The sequence below is a fragment of the Micropruina sonneratiae genome (assembly GCF_025972045.1).
Classification (GTDB): domain Bacteria; phylum Actinomycetota; class Actinomycetes; order Propionibacteriales; family Propionibacteriaceae; genus Micropruina; species Micropruina sonneratiae.
In genome coordinates, this window is sequence record NZ_JAPDHX010000005.1 from 89,732 (window position 1) to 105,792 (window position 16,061).

12 protein-coding genes and 1 pseudogene are annotated in these 16,061 nt (G+C 71.0%); 10 read left to right on the forward strand and 3 right to left on the reverse strand.

The window, feature by feature from the left end:
* Positions 1-70 precede the first annotated feature (70 nt).
* Together OIE40_RS13415 and OIE40_RS13420 are read left to right on the forward strand one after the other, a co-directional pair.
* The gene (locus OIE40_RS13415) at positions 71-952 is read left to right on the forward strand and encodes a hypothetical protein (protein ID WP_264703020.1); all 882 of its coding nucleotides are present in this window, start codon (positions 71-73) and stop codon (positions 950-952) included.
* Positions 953-1,042: 90 nt separating this feature from the next.
* Complete coding sequence (locus OIE40_RS13420) at positions 1,043-2,245, forward strand: arginine deiminase (protein ID WP_264703021.1); 1,203 nt, start codon at positions 1,043-1,045, stop codon at positions 2,243-2,245.
* A gap of 7 nt (positions 2,246-2,252) precedes the next feature.
* Here OIE40_RS13420 and OIE40_RS13425 read toward each other — a convergent pair whose 3' ends face one another.
* Both OIE40_RS13425 and OIE40_RS13430 read right to left on the reverse strand, forming a co-directional pair.
* The gene (locus OIE40_RS13425; RefSeq protein ID WP_319805239.1) at positions 2,253-3,449 is read right to left on the reverse strand and encodes an MFS transporter; all 1,197 of its coding nucleotides are present in this window, start codon (positions 3,447-3,449) and stop codon (positions 2,253-2,255) included.
* Positions 3,439-4,527 (reverse strand): branched-chain amino acid aminotransferase, encoded by a 1,089-nt coding sequence (locus OIE40_RS13430; RefSeq protein ID WP_264703022.1) that lies wholly within the window; start codon positions 4,525-4,527, stop codon positions 3,439-3,441. Before OIE40_RS13430 ends, OIE40_RS13425 begins: the two co-directional genes overlap by 11 nt.
* A 237-nt stretch (positions 4,528-4,764) precedes the next feature.
* Between OIE40_RS13430 and OIE40_RS13435 the strand changes: the two genes are divergently transcribed.
* From OIE40_RS13435 to OIE40_RS13450, 4 genes are read left to right on the forward strand one after another with little or no spacing between them, the layout of a single operon-like run.
* Entirely contained in the window at positions 4,765-6,831 is a 2,067-nt protein-coding gene (locus OIE40_RS13435) for a CHAT domain-containing protein (protein ID WP_264703023.1), read from the forward strand.
* Entirely contained in the window at positions 6,831-8,327 is a 1,497-nt protein-coding gene (locus tag OIE40_RS13440) for an esterase/lipase family protein (RefSeq protein WP_264703024.1), read from the forward strand. The genes OIE40_RS13435 and OIE40_RS13440 overlap by 1 nt, the downstream gene beginning before the upstream one ends.
* Positions 8,328-8,345: 18 nt before the next feature.
* The gene (locus tag OIE40_RS13445) at positions 8,346-10,547 is read left to right on the forward strand and encodes a CHAT domain-containing protein (RefSeq protein ID WP_264703429.1); all 2,202 of its coding nucleotides are present in this window, start codon (positions 8,346-8,348) and stop codon (positions 10,545-10,547) included.
* Positions 10,548-10,599: 52 nt separating this feature from the next.
* Entirely contained in the window at positions 10,600-11,808 is a 1,209-nt protein-coding gene (locus tag OIE40_RS13450; RefSeq protein ID WP_264703026.1) for a DUF480 domain-containing protein, read from the forward strand.
* Here OIE40_RS13450 and OIE40_RS13455 read toward each other — a convergent pair.
* The gene (locus OIE40_RS13455; protein WP_264703028.1) at positions 11,781-13,124 is read right to left on the reverse strand and encodes a 13E12 repeat family protein; all 1,344 of its coding nucleotides are present in this window, start codon (positions 13,122-13,124) and stop codon (positions 11,781-11,783) included. The two genes, OIE40_RS13450 and OIE40_RS13455, sit on opposite strands and share 28 nt — an antisense overlap.
* Before the next feature lie 172 nt (positions 13,125-13,296).
* Here OIE40_RS13455 and OIE40_RS13460 point away from each other — a divergent pair, with 172 nt between their 5' ends.
* The 4 genes and pseudogenes from OIE40_RS13460 to OIE40_RS13475 form a co-directional block, all read left to right on the forward strand.
* Positions 13,297-13,587, forward strand: a complete 291-nt coding sequence (locus OIE40_RS13460) for an ArsR/SmtB family transcription factor (RefSeq protein ID WP_264703030.1) — start codon at positions 13,297-13,299, stop codon at positions 13,585-13,587.
* On the forward strand, positions 13,578-13,976 hold the full coding sequence (locus OIE40_RS13465; RefSeq protein WP_264703032.1) for a VOC family protein: 399 nt from the start codon (positions 13,578-13,580) through the stop codon (positions 13,974-13,976). The genes OIE40_RS13460 and OIE40_RS13465 overlap by 10 nt, the downstream gene beginning before the upstream one ends.
* Positions 13,977-14,084: 108 nt before the next feature.
* Positions 14,085-14,426, forward strand: a complete 342-nt coding sequence (locus OIE40_RS13470; protein ID WP_264703034.1) for a hypothetical protein — start codon at positions 14,085-14,087, stop codon at positions 14,424-14,426.
* Positions 14,427-14,628: 202 nt separating this feature from the next.
* Positions 14,629-15,679 (forward strand): annotated as a pseudogene (locus OIE40_RS13475) (ISL3 family transposase); the annotation flags it as partial.
* Between the last annotated feature and the right edge of the window lie 382 nt (positions 15,680-16,061).

The window sequence follows — 16,061 nt, forward strand, 5'->3', positions numbered from 1 at the left end:
GCGAGGTCGGCCGCCCGGTGGGGGCGGGCCTACGCTTGGTGCACTGCGTGCGAGCGCGAAGGAGGGCGCCATGGCCGGGGCACAGCATCCGTCGGTGACGGGGATGGACGAGCGCACTCTGGGTCGCATCGACCTCATCCTCTTCGATGCCGACTACCGCGACGCGCACGCCGCCCTCGAGGACTCGTGGCGGGTCGCGGTGATGGCGGCAGATGCCCGCATGCGCGCCGCGCACGAGCGTGCCCGCGCCGCCGCGGTCGGCGCGGCGAACGCCCGCCGCGACCCCACCGCCCCGCGGGTGCCCACCTCGACCGGGCTGCATCGGGTGGCGCTGGGCGTCGCCCTGGTCGCCGGGGTCGTGGCGGTGGCCCTGCTCACCACCCCGCGCACCAGCGGTCTCGCCGTGAAGGACGCGCTGCTGCCGGCCGGGCTGCTCGCCGTCGGGTCGGTGATGGTGTTGGGGTGGCTCGAGCCGCGGCGCGCCAACGGCTCGTTGTGGGGGTCGCGCATCCCGGCGGTGATCCACTTCGGGTTCGGGGGGCTGTGGTTGCTGTCCGCCGCCGCGGTGTTCGGCCTCCGCTGGGGCGAGGTCGGCACCCTGGACGTGCTGCCGGCCATCGCGGGCCTCACCCTGCTCGCGGGCGCCGGTGTGGCTGCCCTGATCCTGGGCGAGGTGGCCCACCGGGCCGATCGGTCCGGACGCCAGACCGGCATGGGCAGGGTCACCGGTGATCTGCTCGATCAACGGGACGCCGACGAGGTCTTCGACGCCCTCGACCGGTGGTGGGCCGACGCCGGCCCGGACGCCCTGCGCAACTCACCGAACCGGATCCGGGCGGTGCGCCGTGAAGTGTTGGGGCGGCTGCGGGCCGGAAGGCTGATCGGCGAGCGCGAGGAGCGCGTCGCGTCCTTCGATCCCGATCCGCTGGCCTGGACCGAGCGCCGGCCCTGATCGGTTGGCCGGCTTGTCCCGGTCCCGCCCGCCGCCCAGCATCGGAGCGGGGCATAGGTTCAGCCGCCCGACGACCCCTAGGGTGTCGCCATGACTGACCAGCCCACGCCCGGCGTCCGCTCCGAGGTCGGCCGGCTGCGCACCGTGATGCTGCACCGGCCGGGCAACGAACTGCGTCGGCTCACCCCGCGCAACAACGACTCGCTGCTGTTCGACGGCCTACCCTGGGTCGACCGGGCCCAGGCCGAACACGACGCGTTCGCCGACGTGCTGCGCGGCCGCGGCGTCGAGGTGCTGTACCTCAGCGAACTGCTGACGCAGACACTGGCCGACCCCGAGGCCCGCCAGTCGGCGATCGAGCACACGGTGACCGACCTGCGCCTGGGCGACACCCTGCGCCGCTACCTGGTCGACGCGCTCGGCGACCAGGGGCCCAGCGAACTGGCCGAGATCCTGATGGCGGGCCTGCGCACCGACGAGGTGTCCTCGACGGGCAGCCTGGTGGTGGCACTGCACGAACCGGACGACTTCCTGATCGACCCGCTGCCGAACCTGCTGTTCACCAGGGACTCCAGTGTGTGGGTCGGCGACCGGGCCACGATCACGTCGCTGGCCATGCCGGCCCGCAGGCGTGAGACCCAGCTCACCGAACTCATCTACGAGTTCCATCCGCGCTTCGCCGGCGTGCAGCGCATCCACGGCTGGGACGCCGAACTGCTCGAGGGCGGCGACGTGCTGGCGCTGGCCGAGGGCGTGCTGGCCGTCGGCGTGGGCGAGCGGACGCGTCCGGCCGGCGCCGAGCGGTTGGCCAGGACAGCGTTCGAGCTGGGCCTGGCGCACACCGTGCTGGCGGTGCCGATCGATCAGGACCGGGCCACCATGCACCTGGACACGATCTGCACCATGGTCGATGTCGACGCGATGGTGATGTACCCCAACGTCGCGCACCGGCTGTCGGCGATCACGATCAAGCCGGACGCCGACGGCGACCTGGTGATCGAGCCGATCGAGCACTTCCTGGACGCCGCCGCGCGGGCGATGGGCATCGAACGCCTGCGGCTGATCGACACCGGTCTCGATCCGGTCACCGCCGAACGCGAGCAGTGGGACGACGGCAACAACACCCTGGCCATCGAGCCACGGGTCGCGATCGCCTACGAACGCAACGTGGAGACCAATGAGCGGTTGGCGGACGCCGGCATCGAGGTGATCGCGATCGCCGGTTCCGAACTGGGCTCAGGCCGTGGCGGGCCGCGGTGCATGTCGTGCCCGATCAGCCGCGACCCACTGTGAGACCCACCTAGCCGGGCAGCCGCGCCGTCCGCAGTGGTGACAGGGCGGCGATCCCCAGGGCGAAGGTGAACAGGACGATCACCGTCGCGAGGGCCGGGCCGGTGCCGATCAGGCCGACCACGGCCCCGCCCAGCAGGGCGCCGAGAGCACCCATGGTGCGGTTGGCCGAACGGATGATCCCGTTGACCCGGCCGAGCAGGCCGTCGGGGGTGACGGCCTGCCGGTAGCCGAGCGAGTTGGGGTTCTCCACTCCCCCGGCGAAGCCGTGCAGCACCATCGCAACGAACAGAAGCGCGGGCGCGGACGGCGCGGCCGCGACCAGCAGCCAGGCCGGCGGATACAGGACCAGGGACGCGATCACCGCCCATCCGGTGCCGAGCCGGGAGCCCAGCCCGGGCGCCAGCGTGGCTCCCAGCAGGGCGGCGAACCCGACGGTGGTGAGCAGCAGGCCGTAGCCGAGCGCCGTGAGCCCCATCGTGCGCAGGGTCAGCAGCGACAGCACCGTCAGCCCCATCCCGTTGGCCACGAACCAGACGTGCGTCGAGACCGCCAGGGGCCCCAGCGTGGGGTGCCGGTAGGTGGCCCGCCAGCCCTCGCCCAGCTCGGTGCGCAGGCGAGCCTGACGCCGGGGCCGCCGTGGCTCGTCCACCCGCAGGGACGCGTTCAGCGCCGCCTCGGCCAGGTAGCTGACCGAGTCGACGAGCAGCGCGACCGGCGCACCCAGTACGCCGACCAGCCCGCCACCGATGGTCGGCCCAAGCGTCTGGGCGGTGTTGTCGGCCTGGTCGAGCCGGGCGTTGGCACGCACGAGGCCGTCCCGCGGCACCAACCGGGGCAGGAACGACTGGGTTGCGGCGAACCCGAACACGGCGAACGCCCCGAACACCAGCAGTAGGCAGACCAGCAGCCACACCTGCAGCACTCCGAGCCACCACAGCAACGGGATCAACGCCAGCGACACCGCGCGACCGATCCCTGCCCAGACCAGGACGGTCCGGCGCGGCCACCGGTCGACGAACACGCCGGCGAAGAACCCCAGGACCGCGTAGGGCACGAACTGGGCCGCGTTGACGACGCCTACCTCGAACGGGCCGGCGCCCAGCAGCTGGATCACCAGCACCGGCAGCGCCACGGCGGTGACTGCGGTGCCGAACGCGCTGAGCGCGGCGCCCAGCCAGTACCGCAGGAACGCGCTAGACGTGATGCAGCCAGCCTCGGGTGTCCTCGACCCGGCCGTACTGGATGTCGAGCAGGTGGGAACGGACGGCGGCGCTGATCGGCCCCGGCGTCCCGGCGCCGACGATGAAGCTGCGGTCGGCGCCGTTGACGCCGGGTGCCGCGAATCCGACCACCGGGGTGACCACGGCGGCCGTGCCGCAGGCGAAGACCTCGGTGATCGTGCCCTGCTCGACGCCGTCGAAGACCTCGTCGATCGCGACCCGGCGCTGCACCGGGGTGAGTCCGTGTTCGGGCGCCAGGGCGAGGATCGAGTCGCGGGTGACGCCGTCCAGAATCGTGCCGGTCAGGGCCGGCGTGACCAGTTCGCCCGCGGCCGTGACGAACATGATGTTCATCGTGCCGCACTCCTCCACCCAGCGGTGCTCGACGCCGTCCAGCCAGATCACCTGCTGGCAGCCGTGGTCGGCGGCTTCGCCGGCGGCGGCCAGGCTGGCGGCGTAGTTGCCGCCGCACTTGGCCGCGCCGGTACCGCCCTCGGCCGCCCGGGTGTAGTTCGGCGTCGCCCACAGGGTGACCGGTTCGGGGTAGTACGGCCCCACCGGTGAGGCGATCACACAGAACGTGTACTCCTTCGCCGCCCGGACGCCGATCAGCGTCTCGCTGGCGATCTCGAACGGCCGCAGGTAAAGGCTCTGCTCGCCGTCGGGCGACGGCACCCAGTCACGGTCCAGGTCGACGAGCTCGGTGACCGCCGCGACGAAATCGTCCTCGGGCAGCGGCGCCATCGCCAGCCGCCTGGCCGAGTTGGCGAACCGGGCGGCGTTCTTCTCCGGCCGGAAGATCGCCACCCCTTTGTCGGGCTGCCGGAACGCCTTCAGGCCTTCGAAGATCTCCTGGCCGTAGTGGAACGTGGCCGCACCCGGATGCAGTTCGAACGGACGCCGTCCGACGATCTCGCGGTCGGCCCACCCCTGGCCGTCGCGCCAGATCGCCAGCGCCATGTGGTCGGTGAAGTTCGCCCCGAACACCGGCTTGGCCACGATCGCTGCCCGCTCGTCGGCGGGGGTCGGGTGCTCTGTCCGGCTCAGGGTGAAGGTGGCCATGGCCGCAGAGTAATGCCCCGCCGGAGACGGCCCCGGCCCGACCGGGTGCCGGATGGGTAATTCAGCCCTCTTCACCGCAGGAGGTCGTGCAACACCGCTGAGCGAGGGCGCCGGCGGAGGTGGCAAAACTGCCACCAAGACCACTGCGACCTGCTCGGCCTAGGGTGCTCGGCAGCGGCTCTTCGCGGGTGTATCACCTCGCACACCCCGGCCTCCTGCCGGTGAGAGGAGCAGTCCATGGACCCCGTGATCGTGCTGGACGCCACGATGAGCGTCGGTGCGGCGCGCACGGCGGTGACCGGCCTCGCCCCCACCGACCGGGTGGTCGTCCGGCGCCGTGACCCCCGCGGCGGTGCGACACCGCTGTGGTACCCGCTGCCGTCCGACGACCTGGCCAGGGTGCTCGCCGGCGACATCGACCCGGCCATGCCGCTCGAGGTGTCGCTCGACCTGCATGAACACGGCGCCTCGGACAACAGGCAGTTGGACCATCCCGACGTCACCTCGGGACGCTGGACGGGCCTGGTCGTCGACGGCTCGCGGGCGGTCGGCTGGATGGTCGCCGACGCAGCCGCCGGCGACCGTGGACCCACCCGCGGCATCGACTTCGGTGGCCCGGCCGAGGCCCCCCCGACCGGCGCACCCCAGCCGGGTATGGGGGTGAATCCAGCCGACGGCGGCCCGGTGCCCGCAGAGGGCGGCACACGGCCCGGTCCGCTGCCGGAACTGGTGCTGGCCTACCCGCGCGTCGACGTGCCCGAATCGGTGCTGCCCGGGCAGACGTTCGACGTCGTGATCGGACTCTCCCGGCAGGTCCAACCGGGAGTGATGGGTGCTCTGATGCGGTTCCTGCCGGCGCCGACCACTCTCACCGTCCAGCTGAAGGCGGAGGGCTTCGAGCTGGCCTCCATCCGCCACGAGTTGCCGTTCGATCCCAGCGACGTGGCCGCCAACACCGTCACCGTCGCCCTCACTGCACCCGCCGTCACGCAGGCGTGGCGAGGCCGGATCGAGGTCGAGTACAGCTCCAACGGCCTGCTGATCGGCACCGCGTGGCGTGAGCTGGTGGTCACGCCCGGCGCTGCGGAGCACCCGGCCACATCCACGGCGGGCGGCGAGGTCGCCGTCCAGCTGGACCAGCGGTTGCCCATCGACCTGACCGTCTCGATCAGCCGGGGCCAGGCCGACGGCACCTTCCTGTGGACGTTCACCACCCCGCACCCGGTCGCCCTGCCCGACGAACAGGTGATCACCGAACTCGACTCCGACACCGCCGAGACGTTCGCGCTGCGCAAGATCCGCGAGATGGCGAAGGTGGACGGCAGCCCGACCGCCGAGTTGAAGGTCAACGGGGTGGCCCGCGAGATCGGTGCCCAGGTGCCGTTGTGGTGCTGGAAGGTGCTGGCGGCCGTCTGGCGGATCGCCAAGGACGCCGGCCGGGTGCCGACCCTGCTGATCGTGTCGCAGGAATCGCTGGTGCCGTGGGAACTGGCCACCACCGACGCCGACTACATCGTCGACCGTGACCTGGTGGACGCCGAGGCTCCGCAGATCCTGGGCGCGCAGTGGGCGGTCGGACGCTGGCGTCCGGCCGGGCCGGAGACGCCGTCGGGGGTGCGCCGCCCCACCACCACCCCGGCCGAGGCACTGCCGCTGACCACGCTGGTGGTCGTGGTCGGCCAGTACACCCCCGAGTCCCGCCTCAAGCCGCTCGAGCAGGCGATCGCCGAGGGCCGCCAGCTCACCGACAGCTACCCGGCCAAATGGGTGGACGGCACCGACGACCAGGTCGCCAGCCTGCTGCTGGGCACGTTGAAGGACGACCGTGGCGAGGCCGTGGACGCCCAGGTACTGCACGTCGCGGCGCACGGCGAGGTCGACCCGGACCGCCCCATCAGCGACGGGGTGATCCTGTCGAACTCGGCGGTGCGCATCGACGAGTCGATCGTCAGCGGCTCGCCCTTCACCCGGACCTCGGCGCCGCTGGTGTTCCTGAACTGCTGCCAACTGGGCAGCCCCACCACCGGCGCACTGATCGAGGGCGGGCTGGCGGCCGCGTTCCTGACCAGCGGGGCCCGGGCGTTCATCGCGCCGCTGTGGAACGTCAACGACGGAATCGCCAAGGACACCGCGCTGGCCTTCTACGACCAGGCGATCAACGCCGGGCGTCCGGTCGGTGAGGTGATGCGTGAACTGCGGGCCAGGTACACCACCGCGTTCCCCAAGCGTGACCAGACCACCCCGCTCGCGTACGCCTACTACGGGCACCCCGCCCTCGTCCTCACCAGGCAGGAGACCACCTGATGCCCACTCTCGACGGCAGTTCGCGTTCGGTCAGCCTGGGCGGCGGCATCGAGGTCCGGGCGCCCGGGTTGCGTGGCTGGGCCGAGGCGCACGACGTCAGCGCGACCGGCGACACCCGGGCGCCCGACGTGGACGGCTCGGGCGTCGCCCTGGACACGGCGCTGACCAGGGAAGGCTTCCTGCGGCTCGGGGTGATCACCCTCGACGTGGTGCCCGAACCGCAGGCACCGCCGAGCGACGTCCGCTCGCCGACCACCGACGTCGACGGGCTGGAGGTGACCGTGCCCGACCTGGGCGACGACGTGGCCCAGGTGCTGCTCGCCGTCGACGAGAACGGCGTGGTCAACTGGAACTTCCCGGTGGACGGCGGCGGCGCCCTGGCCCCGACCACCCGCGGCTCGGGCGACGTCGTCCGGTTCATCGTGCCGGCGTTCGCGACCGAGCCCAGCCCCGGCGACGGCAGCGACCGGGGCGTGTTCGGGTTGATCGGCCGCAAGGTGCTGGAGCTGGTGGCCCTGCCGCTGTCGCGGCTGGTCGTGCCACCGCTGGCGGGGGCGGCGGCCAGGCTGTGGGAGTCGAAGTCGCGGATCGCACGGGTCCGGCCGTTCACCCCGGGCGACTACACCTCCGCCGACGTGCCGAGCCTGTCCGACGCCGACTGGCAGCGGCTGGCGTCGGGGCGCAGCCTGTGGTTCGTGCACGGCACGTTCGTCAGCACCCACACCGCCTTCCAAGCCTTCCCGCGCGACGTGCTGGCGGCGCTCACCGACGCCTACGGCGGACGGGTCGCGGCGCTCGACCATCACACGCTGGGCGTCGACCCGCTCGGCAACGCCGACCTCGTCCGCGAACTGGTGCCGGACGGGTTGGATCTCGAGGTCGACATCGTCTGCCACAGCCGGGGCGGCCTGGTGGCCCGGGCGTTGGCCGGGCAGGGCACCGACGCGGTGTTCGACGTCCGCCGGATCGTGCACGTCGCCAGCGCCAACCACGGCACCGCCCTCGCCACGCCGTCCAACCTGGTTCCGTTCATCGACCGGATCACCACCATCGTCAACCTGCTTCCGGACGGCCCGGCCGCCCTGGTCGAGGCGACGCTGACCTCGGTGCTGGTGGTGGTGAAGATCATCGCCACGTACGGCCTGGTCGGCATTCCCGGGCTGGCGTCGATGGATTCGGCCGGCGACTTCCTGGCCGGCTTCAACAGCACCGAACTGCCCGCCGAGCAGTACGCCGTCGCCGCCGACTTCAGCCCGACCGGCGGGTGGCGGGCGATGACGCTGAAGAACGTCGAGAACCTGGTCGTCGACCGGGTGTTCGGTACCGCGGCGAACGACCTGGTGGTGCCCACCGCCGGGGTGTACGAGGGCGAGGACGCGATGAACATCCCCGAGAACCGCAGGCTGGTGCTGCCGCGCGAGCGGGGCGTGTTCCACGGCAGCTTCTTCGGTCAGGGTGACGTCGCGAAGCAGATCGCGGGCTGGCTGACGGGTTAGGGGGCGGTCGTGGCGGCGATGGAGTACCTGGACTTCGACCTGGCGGTCGAGGCGACACCGACGCCCGGCACCTACCAGGTCTCGGTGCTCGCCTCGCCGCGCGGTGAGGCGTCCGGGCAGATGGTGTTCCCGTTCAACGCCGACGCGCTCGAGAACGTGATCCTGAAGCTGGGCCGCACCCGCACCGGCGTCCGTTCGCTGGGGTCGCCGACCCAATCGGTCGCGGAGAAGTTCGGGCGCGAACTGTTCGACGCGTTGTTCGCCGGCGAGGTGGGCAGCCGCTTCGAGAGCAGCCTGGACGAGGCAGCCGACAGCGGAAAGGGCCTGCGGATCCGGCTGCGGCTTGGCCGGGCGCCGCAGCTGGCCGATGTCCCGTGGGAATACCTGTACTGGGCGAGCCGGCGGCGCTTCCTGGTGTTGTCGTCGAAGACGCCGGTGGTGCGCTACCTGGAGCAGCCGCGCAGCGTGACGCCGCTGCTGGTCACCCCGCCGTTGCAGGTGTTGCTGGTGGTGTCGTCGCCGACCGACCTGGCCACGCTGGACGTCGCCGCCGAAGTGCAGCGGATCAACGGCGCTCTCGCCGGCCTGGAGGGCGCCGGGCAGGTGCAGGTCACCGTGCTGCAGACCGCGAGCCTGGGCGAGCTGAGCCGGGCGCTGCGGCAGGGGCCGTTCCACGTGCTGCACTTCATCGGCCACGGCGGCTTCAACGACAGCACCGGCGAGGGGATGCTGGCGTTCACCGACGACGAGACCGGACGGGCCCGGCTGGTCTCCGGCGGCGACCTGGCGACGTTGCTGCAGGATCACGACACGCTGCGGTTGGTGCTGCTCAACGCCTGCGAGGGTGGGCGCCAGTCGCCCGCCGATCCGCTGGGTGGCGTCGCGCAGGCGCTGGTGTCGCAGGGTGTCCCGGCGGTGATCGCCATGCAGTTCGAGATCACCGACGCCGCCGCCACCCGGTTCTCGGCGGAGTTCTACGCCGCCATCGCCGACGGCTACCCGATCGACGCCGCCCTGGCCGAGGCGCGCCGGGCCGTGTATAGCGACAACAACGACGTCGAGTGGGGCACGCCGGTGCTGTACCTGCGGGCCAGCGACGGCCGCATCTTCGACGTCGCCGGTAAGCCGGCCGCGGCCTCCGCGGTTCCCACCGCCCCCGACGCACCGGCCGGTGAGGCCGCGGCTCGGGTGGTGCCCGTGGTCGTGCCGCCGTGGACGCCACCGCAGCCCGAGCCGGAGCAGGCGCAGGCGCAGCAGCCGCCGATACAACAGCCGCCGATACAGCAGCCGCCGGCCGGCCCGGCCAGCCCGGTCGCGGTCGCTCCCGGGGGCGGCGGGGTGAGCGGCCGCTCCCACCCGGCCCGATGGGCGATCCTCGGGGCCGCCGTCGCGGTCGTCGCGCCGATCCTGTTCGTCTGGCGTCCGTTCCCGCTGCCGTGGGGCAGCAGCACCGACACGTCCTCGCCGCATCCGACGCCGACCGACACGGTCACGCAGTCCGGCCTGCCGACCACGCCCACGCCGAGCCGGTCCACCCGCCGGCAGACCCCGACCCTGCCGCCGGTGCGCCAGGTGGGCACACTGCAGGCGGAGCGGGTCACCACCCCGCTGACCATCGACGGCCGAACCGGCGACTGGGCGTGGCAGTACGTGGCCCGCGCCACCAATCCGATCGCCGGCAACTCCTCGGCCACCGCGAACGTCTACCTGATGTGGGACTCCGATGCGCTGTACGTGCTGGCCGACGTCACCGACAGCCGCCCGCGTCCGCCCGACCCCGACGACCCCAGGCGGACCTTCCGTGGCGACTCGGTGATCCTCGAACTTGGCCCCGACAAGCGGGGACTGGCGGCGTCCGACCTGGCCCGGCCCACCGACGCCTACTACATGTTCGGGGTGCCCGATCAACAGCAGCCGCTGGTCGCGGTGCTCAAGCCGAACGCCGAGGGCACCTCGTTCGAGCTGCTCGGGGACGCCAGCGGCATTCAGTCCGCAATCGAGCTGACCGAGACCGGTTACGTGCTCGAGGCACGGATTCCGTGGGGGGCGACCGGGCTCAACCAGCACGTCGCCGGAACCGTGCTGGCGGCCAACGTCAACGTGTCCGAGCGCAAGTCGGGCAGCTTCGCCAACCTCGGCATGCGCAGCACCAATCCGCAGCGCAGCGCCGAGGTGCGGGCGCACCCCGCCTACTGGCACGACCTGCAGTTGCGGGCGTAGTCGAGAGCGCCACGCCCTGCCGCGGGGTGGCGGTTCGCCTTAAAGTGTGGCCATGGCCCTGCCCGTACTGGACGCCACCGAGCAGCGGATCCTCGGCAGCCTGCTGGAGAAGCAGCGGACCGTGCCCGGCAGCTACCCGCTCAGCCTCAACGCGTTGCGACTGGCGTGCAACCAGACCTCGAGCCGCGACCCGATCACCGACCTCGACGACCCCACCATCGAGACGGTCGCGCGCGAGTTGAAGGGCCGCGGCCTGCTGCGCATCGTGTGGGCCGGTAAGGGGTCGCGGACGCTGAAGTACCACCAGTTGCTCGACGAGGAACTGAGCCTGCAGCCGGACGAGCGGGCTCTGATCACGGTGCTGCTGCTGCGCGGGCCGCAGGCGCCCGGTGAACTCAAGACCCGCACCGAGCGGCTGCACCCGTTCGCCGACCGGGACGCCGTCGAGCAGGTTCTGCGGCGGCTGGCCGAACTGCCCGAGCCGTTGGTCCGCGAGCTCGAGCGGCGCCCCGGCCAGCAGGACCGCCGCTGGGTGCACCTGCTGGGGCCGGTGCCCGAGTCGGCCGGGCCGGTCGCGGCGGCCACGGCGGTCGATCGCGAGACGGTGCTGTCCGGCGGCGCGGCAGACCGGGACGCGCACGTGCGCGAGACCTACGACGCCGTCGCCGAGCCGTACTTCGCGACGCTCGGCGATGAGTTGGTCGACAAGCCGTTCGACGTGTGGCTGCTCGAGCGGGTGGCATCGCTGGCCGGTTCGGATCCGATCGTGGACGTGGGCTGCGGGCCGGGCCACATCGCCGCGTTCCTGGCCGACACCGGCGCCGGTGTCAGCGGGGTGGACCTGTCGCCGGCGATGGTGGCGGTCGCGCGGCGCGAGTTCCCCGATCTGGACTTCCAGGTGGGCAACCTGACGAGCTTGCTGCGGCCGCGTACGGCGTCCGGCTGGGGGGCAGTGGTGGCCTGGTACTCGCTGGTGCACCTGGCCGGCTCGGAACTGGCGCCCGCGGTGGCCGCACTCGCTCGTACCCTGGTGCCCGGCGGGGTGCTGGCCGTCGGCGTCCATGTCGGTGACGAGGTGCGCCACGTGACCGAACTGGTCGGCGAGAGCGTCGAGCTCGATTTCGTGCTGCACGACCCCGCCCAGGTGCTGGCCGCGTTCACCGGCGCCGGCCTGGAGTCGCTCGAGTGGTACCGCCGCTCGCCCTATCCCGACGAGGCCGCCACCGAGCGGTTCTACGTGCTGGGACGGCGTCCGACCTGACCGGTGTCGAGCAACCACAAGGCTCCGCGCTCGAGCGGCGAGTGGTCGTGCAGGTCGATGGTGTCCTTCGGGGTGACGCGGTACTCCTGACCGGTGGGTGACTGCCACCAGAAGACGCCGGATCGCGGCTGCCGCAGCCGCCAGCGTCCGGCGGTCTTGGCGCGGTGCAGCCGGCGGCGGAACGGTCCGAGGTTCGACGGTCTGGTCTGGCCCCGACCGCCCGCCCGGTAGGCAACGGTGTGGTCGGCGTCCAGGCCGCGGGCCGAGCGGCCCGAGAACGGGAACGGTTCGACCACGTCGCGCAGGATGATCTGCTCGCGCATCCGCCGGGGAACCTCGTAGCGGTCGACGGCCACGTCGTCGCCGGCCTGCAACACGGGGGTGACGCTGATCCGGCTGGTGCCGAACAGTTCTGCCAGTTGCCGCCGGGTGATGGGGCCGAGGGTCTCGGACCTGGCCACGCTCTGCTCACCGGCGCCGGAGGCTTCGCACGCGCAGCGGTTCAGCATCGCGTCATTCAGGTGCAGGTACACCTTCGTGCGCGGCACGTACCGCTCGTCGTCGCGGCCCTCGAGCATGGCGGCCGCCCGGCCAGGGGTGGCGAGGATGCCCAGGGCCCGGGCGCGACGGACGTCCAGCTCATCGGTGTCGCCGAGTGCGCGCAGCGTGGCGGCGATGGCCTGAATGGACGCCTCGAGTTGCTGGGCATCGGCGGCGTCGACCCGCGCCCATACCTCGCTGACCAACGACTCCGCCGGGCCGGTCTTAACGAATCTCGCCCGGCGTGCCGCGTCGGCGACGACCTCGACCTTGTCAGCGGCCACCTGCGCGATCAGCCCCCGCGCCAGTCGCAGCACCCGCGACCACGCGATCTGGCCGTACTTTCCGCGCAGCCGGTCGTCGACGATGATCGCCTGGTCGCCGGACAGGTCGTAACGGGAGGTGAGCTGCACCAGGACGAACGCCTGCTTCGTCTCGACTGCGCCGCCGAGCACCGCGCTCCACAACCGCGGCAACCGGGCCTGCAGGTTCAGAACGTCGCGGATCAGCCAGGTCGCGGCCTCGATCGACCGGCCCGTCGCCGCGGCAACCTCCAGCGGCAGAAACTCCCCCACCAGCGGCGTCCCGTCGGCGCCGATCCGGACCGTCCGCTCACCGATCATGTCGAGCTCGTCGTCGGTCGTCCAGTCATGCTGCGAGGCCAGATCGGCGATCGCTCGGAGCTGCTCCGCCTCGGCAACCCGCTGCAACCTGACCGCGGACCGCAACCGATCGACCGCCGAGGCGGCCCGGGCGATCCGCAGCAGATCTGGCATGTCGCTATTTTAGTCGGCTAATCGCCCCGCGACAAGCAAAATGGACGGCTCATTCGAACTCCTCTACGAGCCTTCGCCACCTGTTGATCATGACCTGAAATGGGGACGGTTCCTTTTCAGGCCAGATTCGCGACCCTTGAAAGGCAAGCAGTTGCTTGCCTATTGTGTCCGTATGGCCGATGTGTACAAGGCGCTGGACGACGAGACCCGTCGCCTGATCCTCGACGGCCTGGCGGCGCGTGACGGGCAGACGCTGTTCGAGATCTGCACGACGCTCACCGTCCGGCACGGCATCGGCTCCAGCCGGCAGGCCATCTCGCAGCACCTGGCGGTGCTCGAGGACGCCGGCCTGGTGACCAGCGAGCGGCGTGGCCGCACCAAACTGCACCATTTCGATCCGGCACCGCTGGCGGAGATCCACCGCCGCTGGCCGCAGACCACGAAGGACTCATCATGCGACTGAATCTGCTCAGCGTGTTCGTCGACGACCAGCGCGCGGCGCTCGCCTTCTACACCGACGTGCTCGGCTTCACGCTCAAGCGCGACATCCCGCTGGGCGACGCGGCCTGGCTGACCGTCGTCTCCCCCGAGGTCCCCGACGGTCCCGAGCTGCTGCTCGAACCTGCGGGCCACCCCGCGGTCACGCCATATCGCGAGGCACTGATGGCTGACGGAATTCCGCTCGCACAGTTCACCGTCGACGACCTGCAGGCCGAGCACGCGCGCCTCACCGCACGGGGCGTCACCTTCACCCAGCCGCCCACCGACATCGGCAACGCCTGGATGGCCGTACTCGACGACACCTGCGGCAACCTGATCCAACTCATCGCGATGAAGCCGGACGCCGACTGAGATCCCGGGCGCACACGCCCTGCGATCTGGGCCAAGGGCATCTACCCGACGGAGGCCGGCGTCGAGCTGCTGATCCGAACGAGGCTCGCTAGCTCGGGTCATCGCTGGGTGCAACGCAACTCCGACTCTCCGGATCGTTGGTGGATCGACGCCGACCAGATCAACAACGACACCATCGGTGTCTACTCGGGCGGCCAGCAGCGAGTACTGCGGATTGCTGCCGCGCTACTGGGTGAGCAGCCGGTCGACCTTTACCAGGACGTGCCCGGCCTTGACCGCGAACACCTCGACCTGGTCCTCGCGTCGATCGCCCACGCCGGCGGCAGCCACGACCATAGCGGCGACCTCCAGCCCGACCCGGAAGGAAAGTGGAACCTCAACGGCGTCCGGCACGGATTCCGCCGGCTGCCGTCGCTGTACCCGTGGCCCGAGGATGGACGCCATGCTTGAGCTCGAGCATGGGTCGCGTTCACCGCAGGTGCCAACGCAGCGGTTCTCGATGAAGTTGAAAGTCTGCCTCAGCTGATGTCTTCCGGCGCGAGGTCGGGTCGGAGCCGGAGCAGACGCACAGAGTGACGGTGGCGACCAGCCCGGACTGCGGATGCTCGTCCGCCGGCACAGCCGTCAATACCGCGGCCAAGGCCTTGGACGCGCCGACTGCGCTCATGTATGGCGCCAAGACATGACGAAGGCGGCCGAGCCCAAGGCCAGGCTGTCCCGCCGCGGGCTGCGCTGGGCCCTGGAGGGCATCGTGGTCCAGCACCTCACCGTGGCCCGGGTCGCCGAGGGACTCGCGGTGTCGTGGAACACGGCGAACAACGCGGTTCTCGCCGAGGGCCAGCGGGTGCTGATCAACGACCCGGCACGCTTCGACGGTGTCACCACGATCGGGGTGGATGAGCACGTGTGGCGCCACACCCGCCGCGGTGACAAGTACGTCACCGTGATCATCGACCTGACGCCGGCAAGGACGAACAGTGGACCGGTCAGGTTGCTCGACATGGTCCAGGGCCGCTCCAAGAGCGTGTTCAAGCAGTGGCTGTCCGAGCGTGACCAGGCCTGGCGCGACCAAATGGAGGTGGTCGCGATGGACGGCTTCACCGGCTTCAAGACCGCCACCACCGAAGAACTGCCTGATGCGGTCACGGTAATGGATCCCTTCCACGTCGTCCGCCTCGCCGGCGACGCCCTCGACAAGTGCCGCCGCCGCATCCAACAAGACCTCCACGGCCACCGCGGCCGGGCCGGCGACCCGCTCTACTCGGCGCGGCGGACCCTGCACACCGGCACGAGCCTGCTCACCGACAAACAAAAGACCCGGCTTGATGCCCTGTTCGCCGACGATGATCACGTCGCCGTCGAGGTCACCTGGGCCGCCTACCAGCGGAGGCACCGCCTACCGCGACCCCGACCCTGCCCGCGGCCATGGCCAGATGAAACAACTCATCGCCAGCCTCAGCAGCGGCGTCCCGACCGCGCTCACCGAACTACGATCCCTCGGCCGAACCCTGAAACAACGAGCCGCCGACGTGCTGGCCTACTTCGACCACCCCCGCACCAGCAACGGCCCCACCGAAGCCATCAACGGCCGCCTCGAACACCTCCGCGGCAGCGCACTCGGCTTCCGGAACCTCACCAACTACATCGCCCGCAGCCTGCTCGAGACCGGCGGATTCAGACCCCAACTACACCGTGGATTGTGAAGAGCCGGTTTGCCTTTGCCGTGATATCGGCCTACATTCCACGAATGAAAGTAGTCGGATTTCTATTGACGCTAGTCGTGTCGGCTTTTCCCGTGATCTTCAGCGCTCCTCCGGCGGCGGGACAGTCGCTCACCTTGCCCGCCGTGGTCGGTCGACCGTTGGCCATTCCGGTCGGAGCTCCCTGTACGGTTTCGTACTACACGACCAATGCGCGGCTCCGAATGGCGGAGCGGGATATCTCCAAGGCGGAGGTGGTCAGCGGCGTCAAGGACGCTGCCGCAACAGTAACGTCTACTACCAGTGGTGGGACGGAACGTACAAGTACGAGTCAGGCTTCCTGGGTGTCATCATGAATAGGCAAGGCGGAGTCATTACCGTCTAC

Bases quoted from the DNA above. Each gene is read 5' to 3' on its own strand.
- OIE40_RS13415 (WP_264703020.1), top strand. From the start codon at position 71: ATGGCCGGGGCACAGCATCCGTCGGTGACGGGGATGGACGAGCGCACT.
- OIE40_RS13420 (WP_264703021.1), top strand. From the start codon at position 1,043: ATGACTGACCAGCCCACGCCCGGCGTCCGCTCCGAGGTCGGCCGGCTG.
- OIE40_RS13460 (WP_264703030.1), top strand. From the start codon at position 13,297: ATGGCCGATGTGTACAAGGCGCTGGACGACGAGACCCGTCGCCTGATC.
- OIE40_RS13455 (WP_264703028.1), bottom strand. From the start codon at position 13,124: ATGCCAGATCTGCTGCGGATCGCCCGGGCCGCCTCGGCGGTCGATCGG.
- OIE40_RS13430 (WP_264703022.1), bottom strand. From the start codon at position 4,527: ATGGCCACCTTCACCCTGAGCCGGACAGAGCACCCGACCCCCGCCGAC.
- OIE40_RS13465 (WP_264703032.1), top strand. From the start codon at position 13,578: ATGCGACTGAATCTGCTCAGCGTGTTCGTCGACGACCAGCGCGCGGCG.
- OIE40_RS13450 (WP_264703026.1), top strand. From the start codon at position 10,600: ATGGCCCTGCCCGTACTGGACGCCACCGAGCAGCGGATCCTCGGCAGC.
- OIE40_RS13435 (WP_264703023.1), top strand. From the start codon at position 4,765: ATGGACCCCGTGATCGTGCTGGACGCCACGATGAGCGTCGGTGCGGCG.
- OIE40_RS13445 (WP_264703429.1), top strand. From the start codon at position 8,346: ATGGAGTACCTGGACTTCGACCTGGCGGTCGAGGCGACACCGACGCCC.
- OIE40_RS13440 (WP_264703024.1), top strand. From the start codon at position 6,831: ATGCCCACTCTCGACGGCAGTTCGCGTTCGGTCAGCCTGGGCGGCGGC.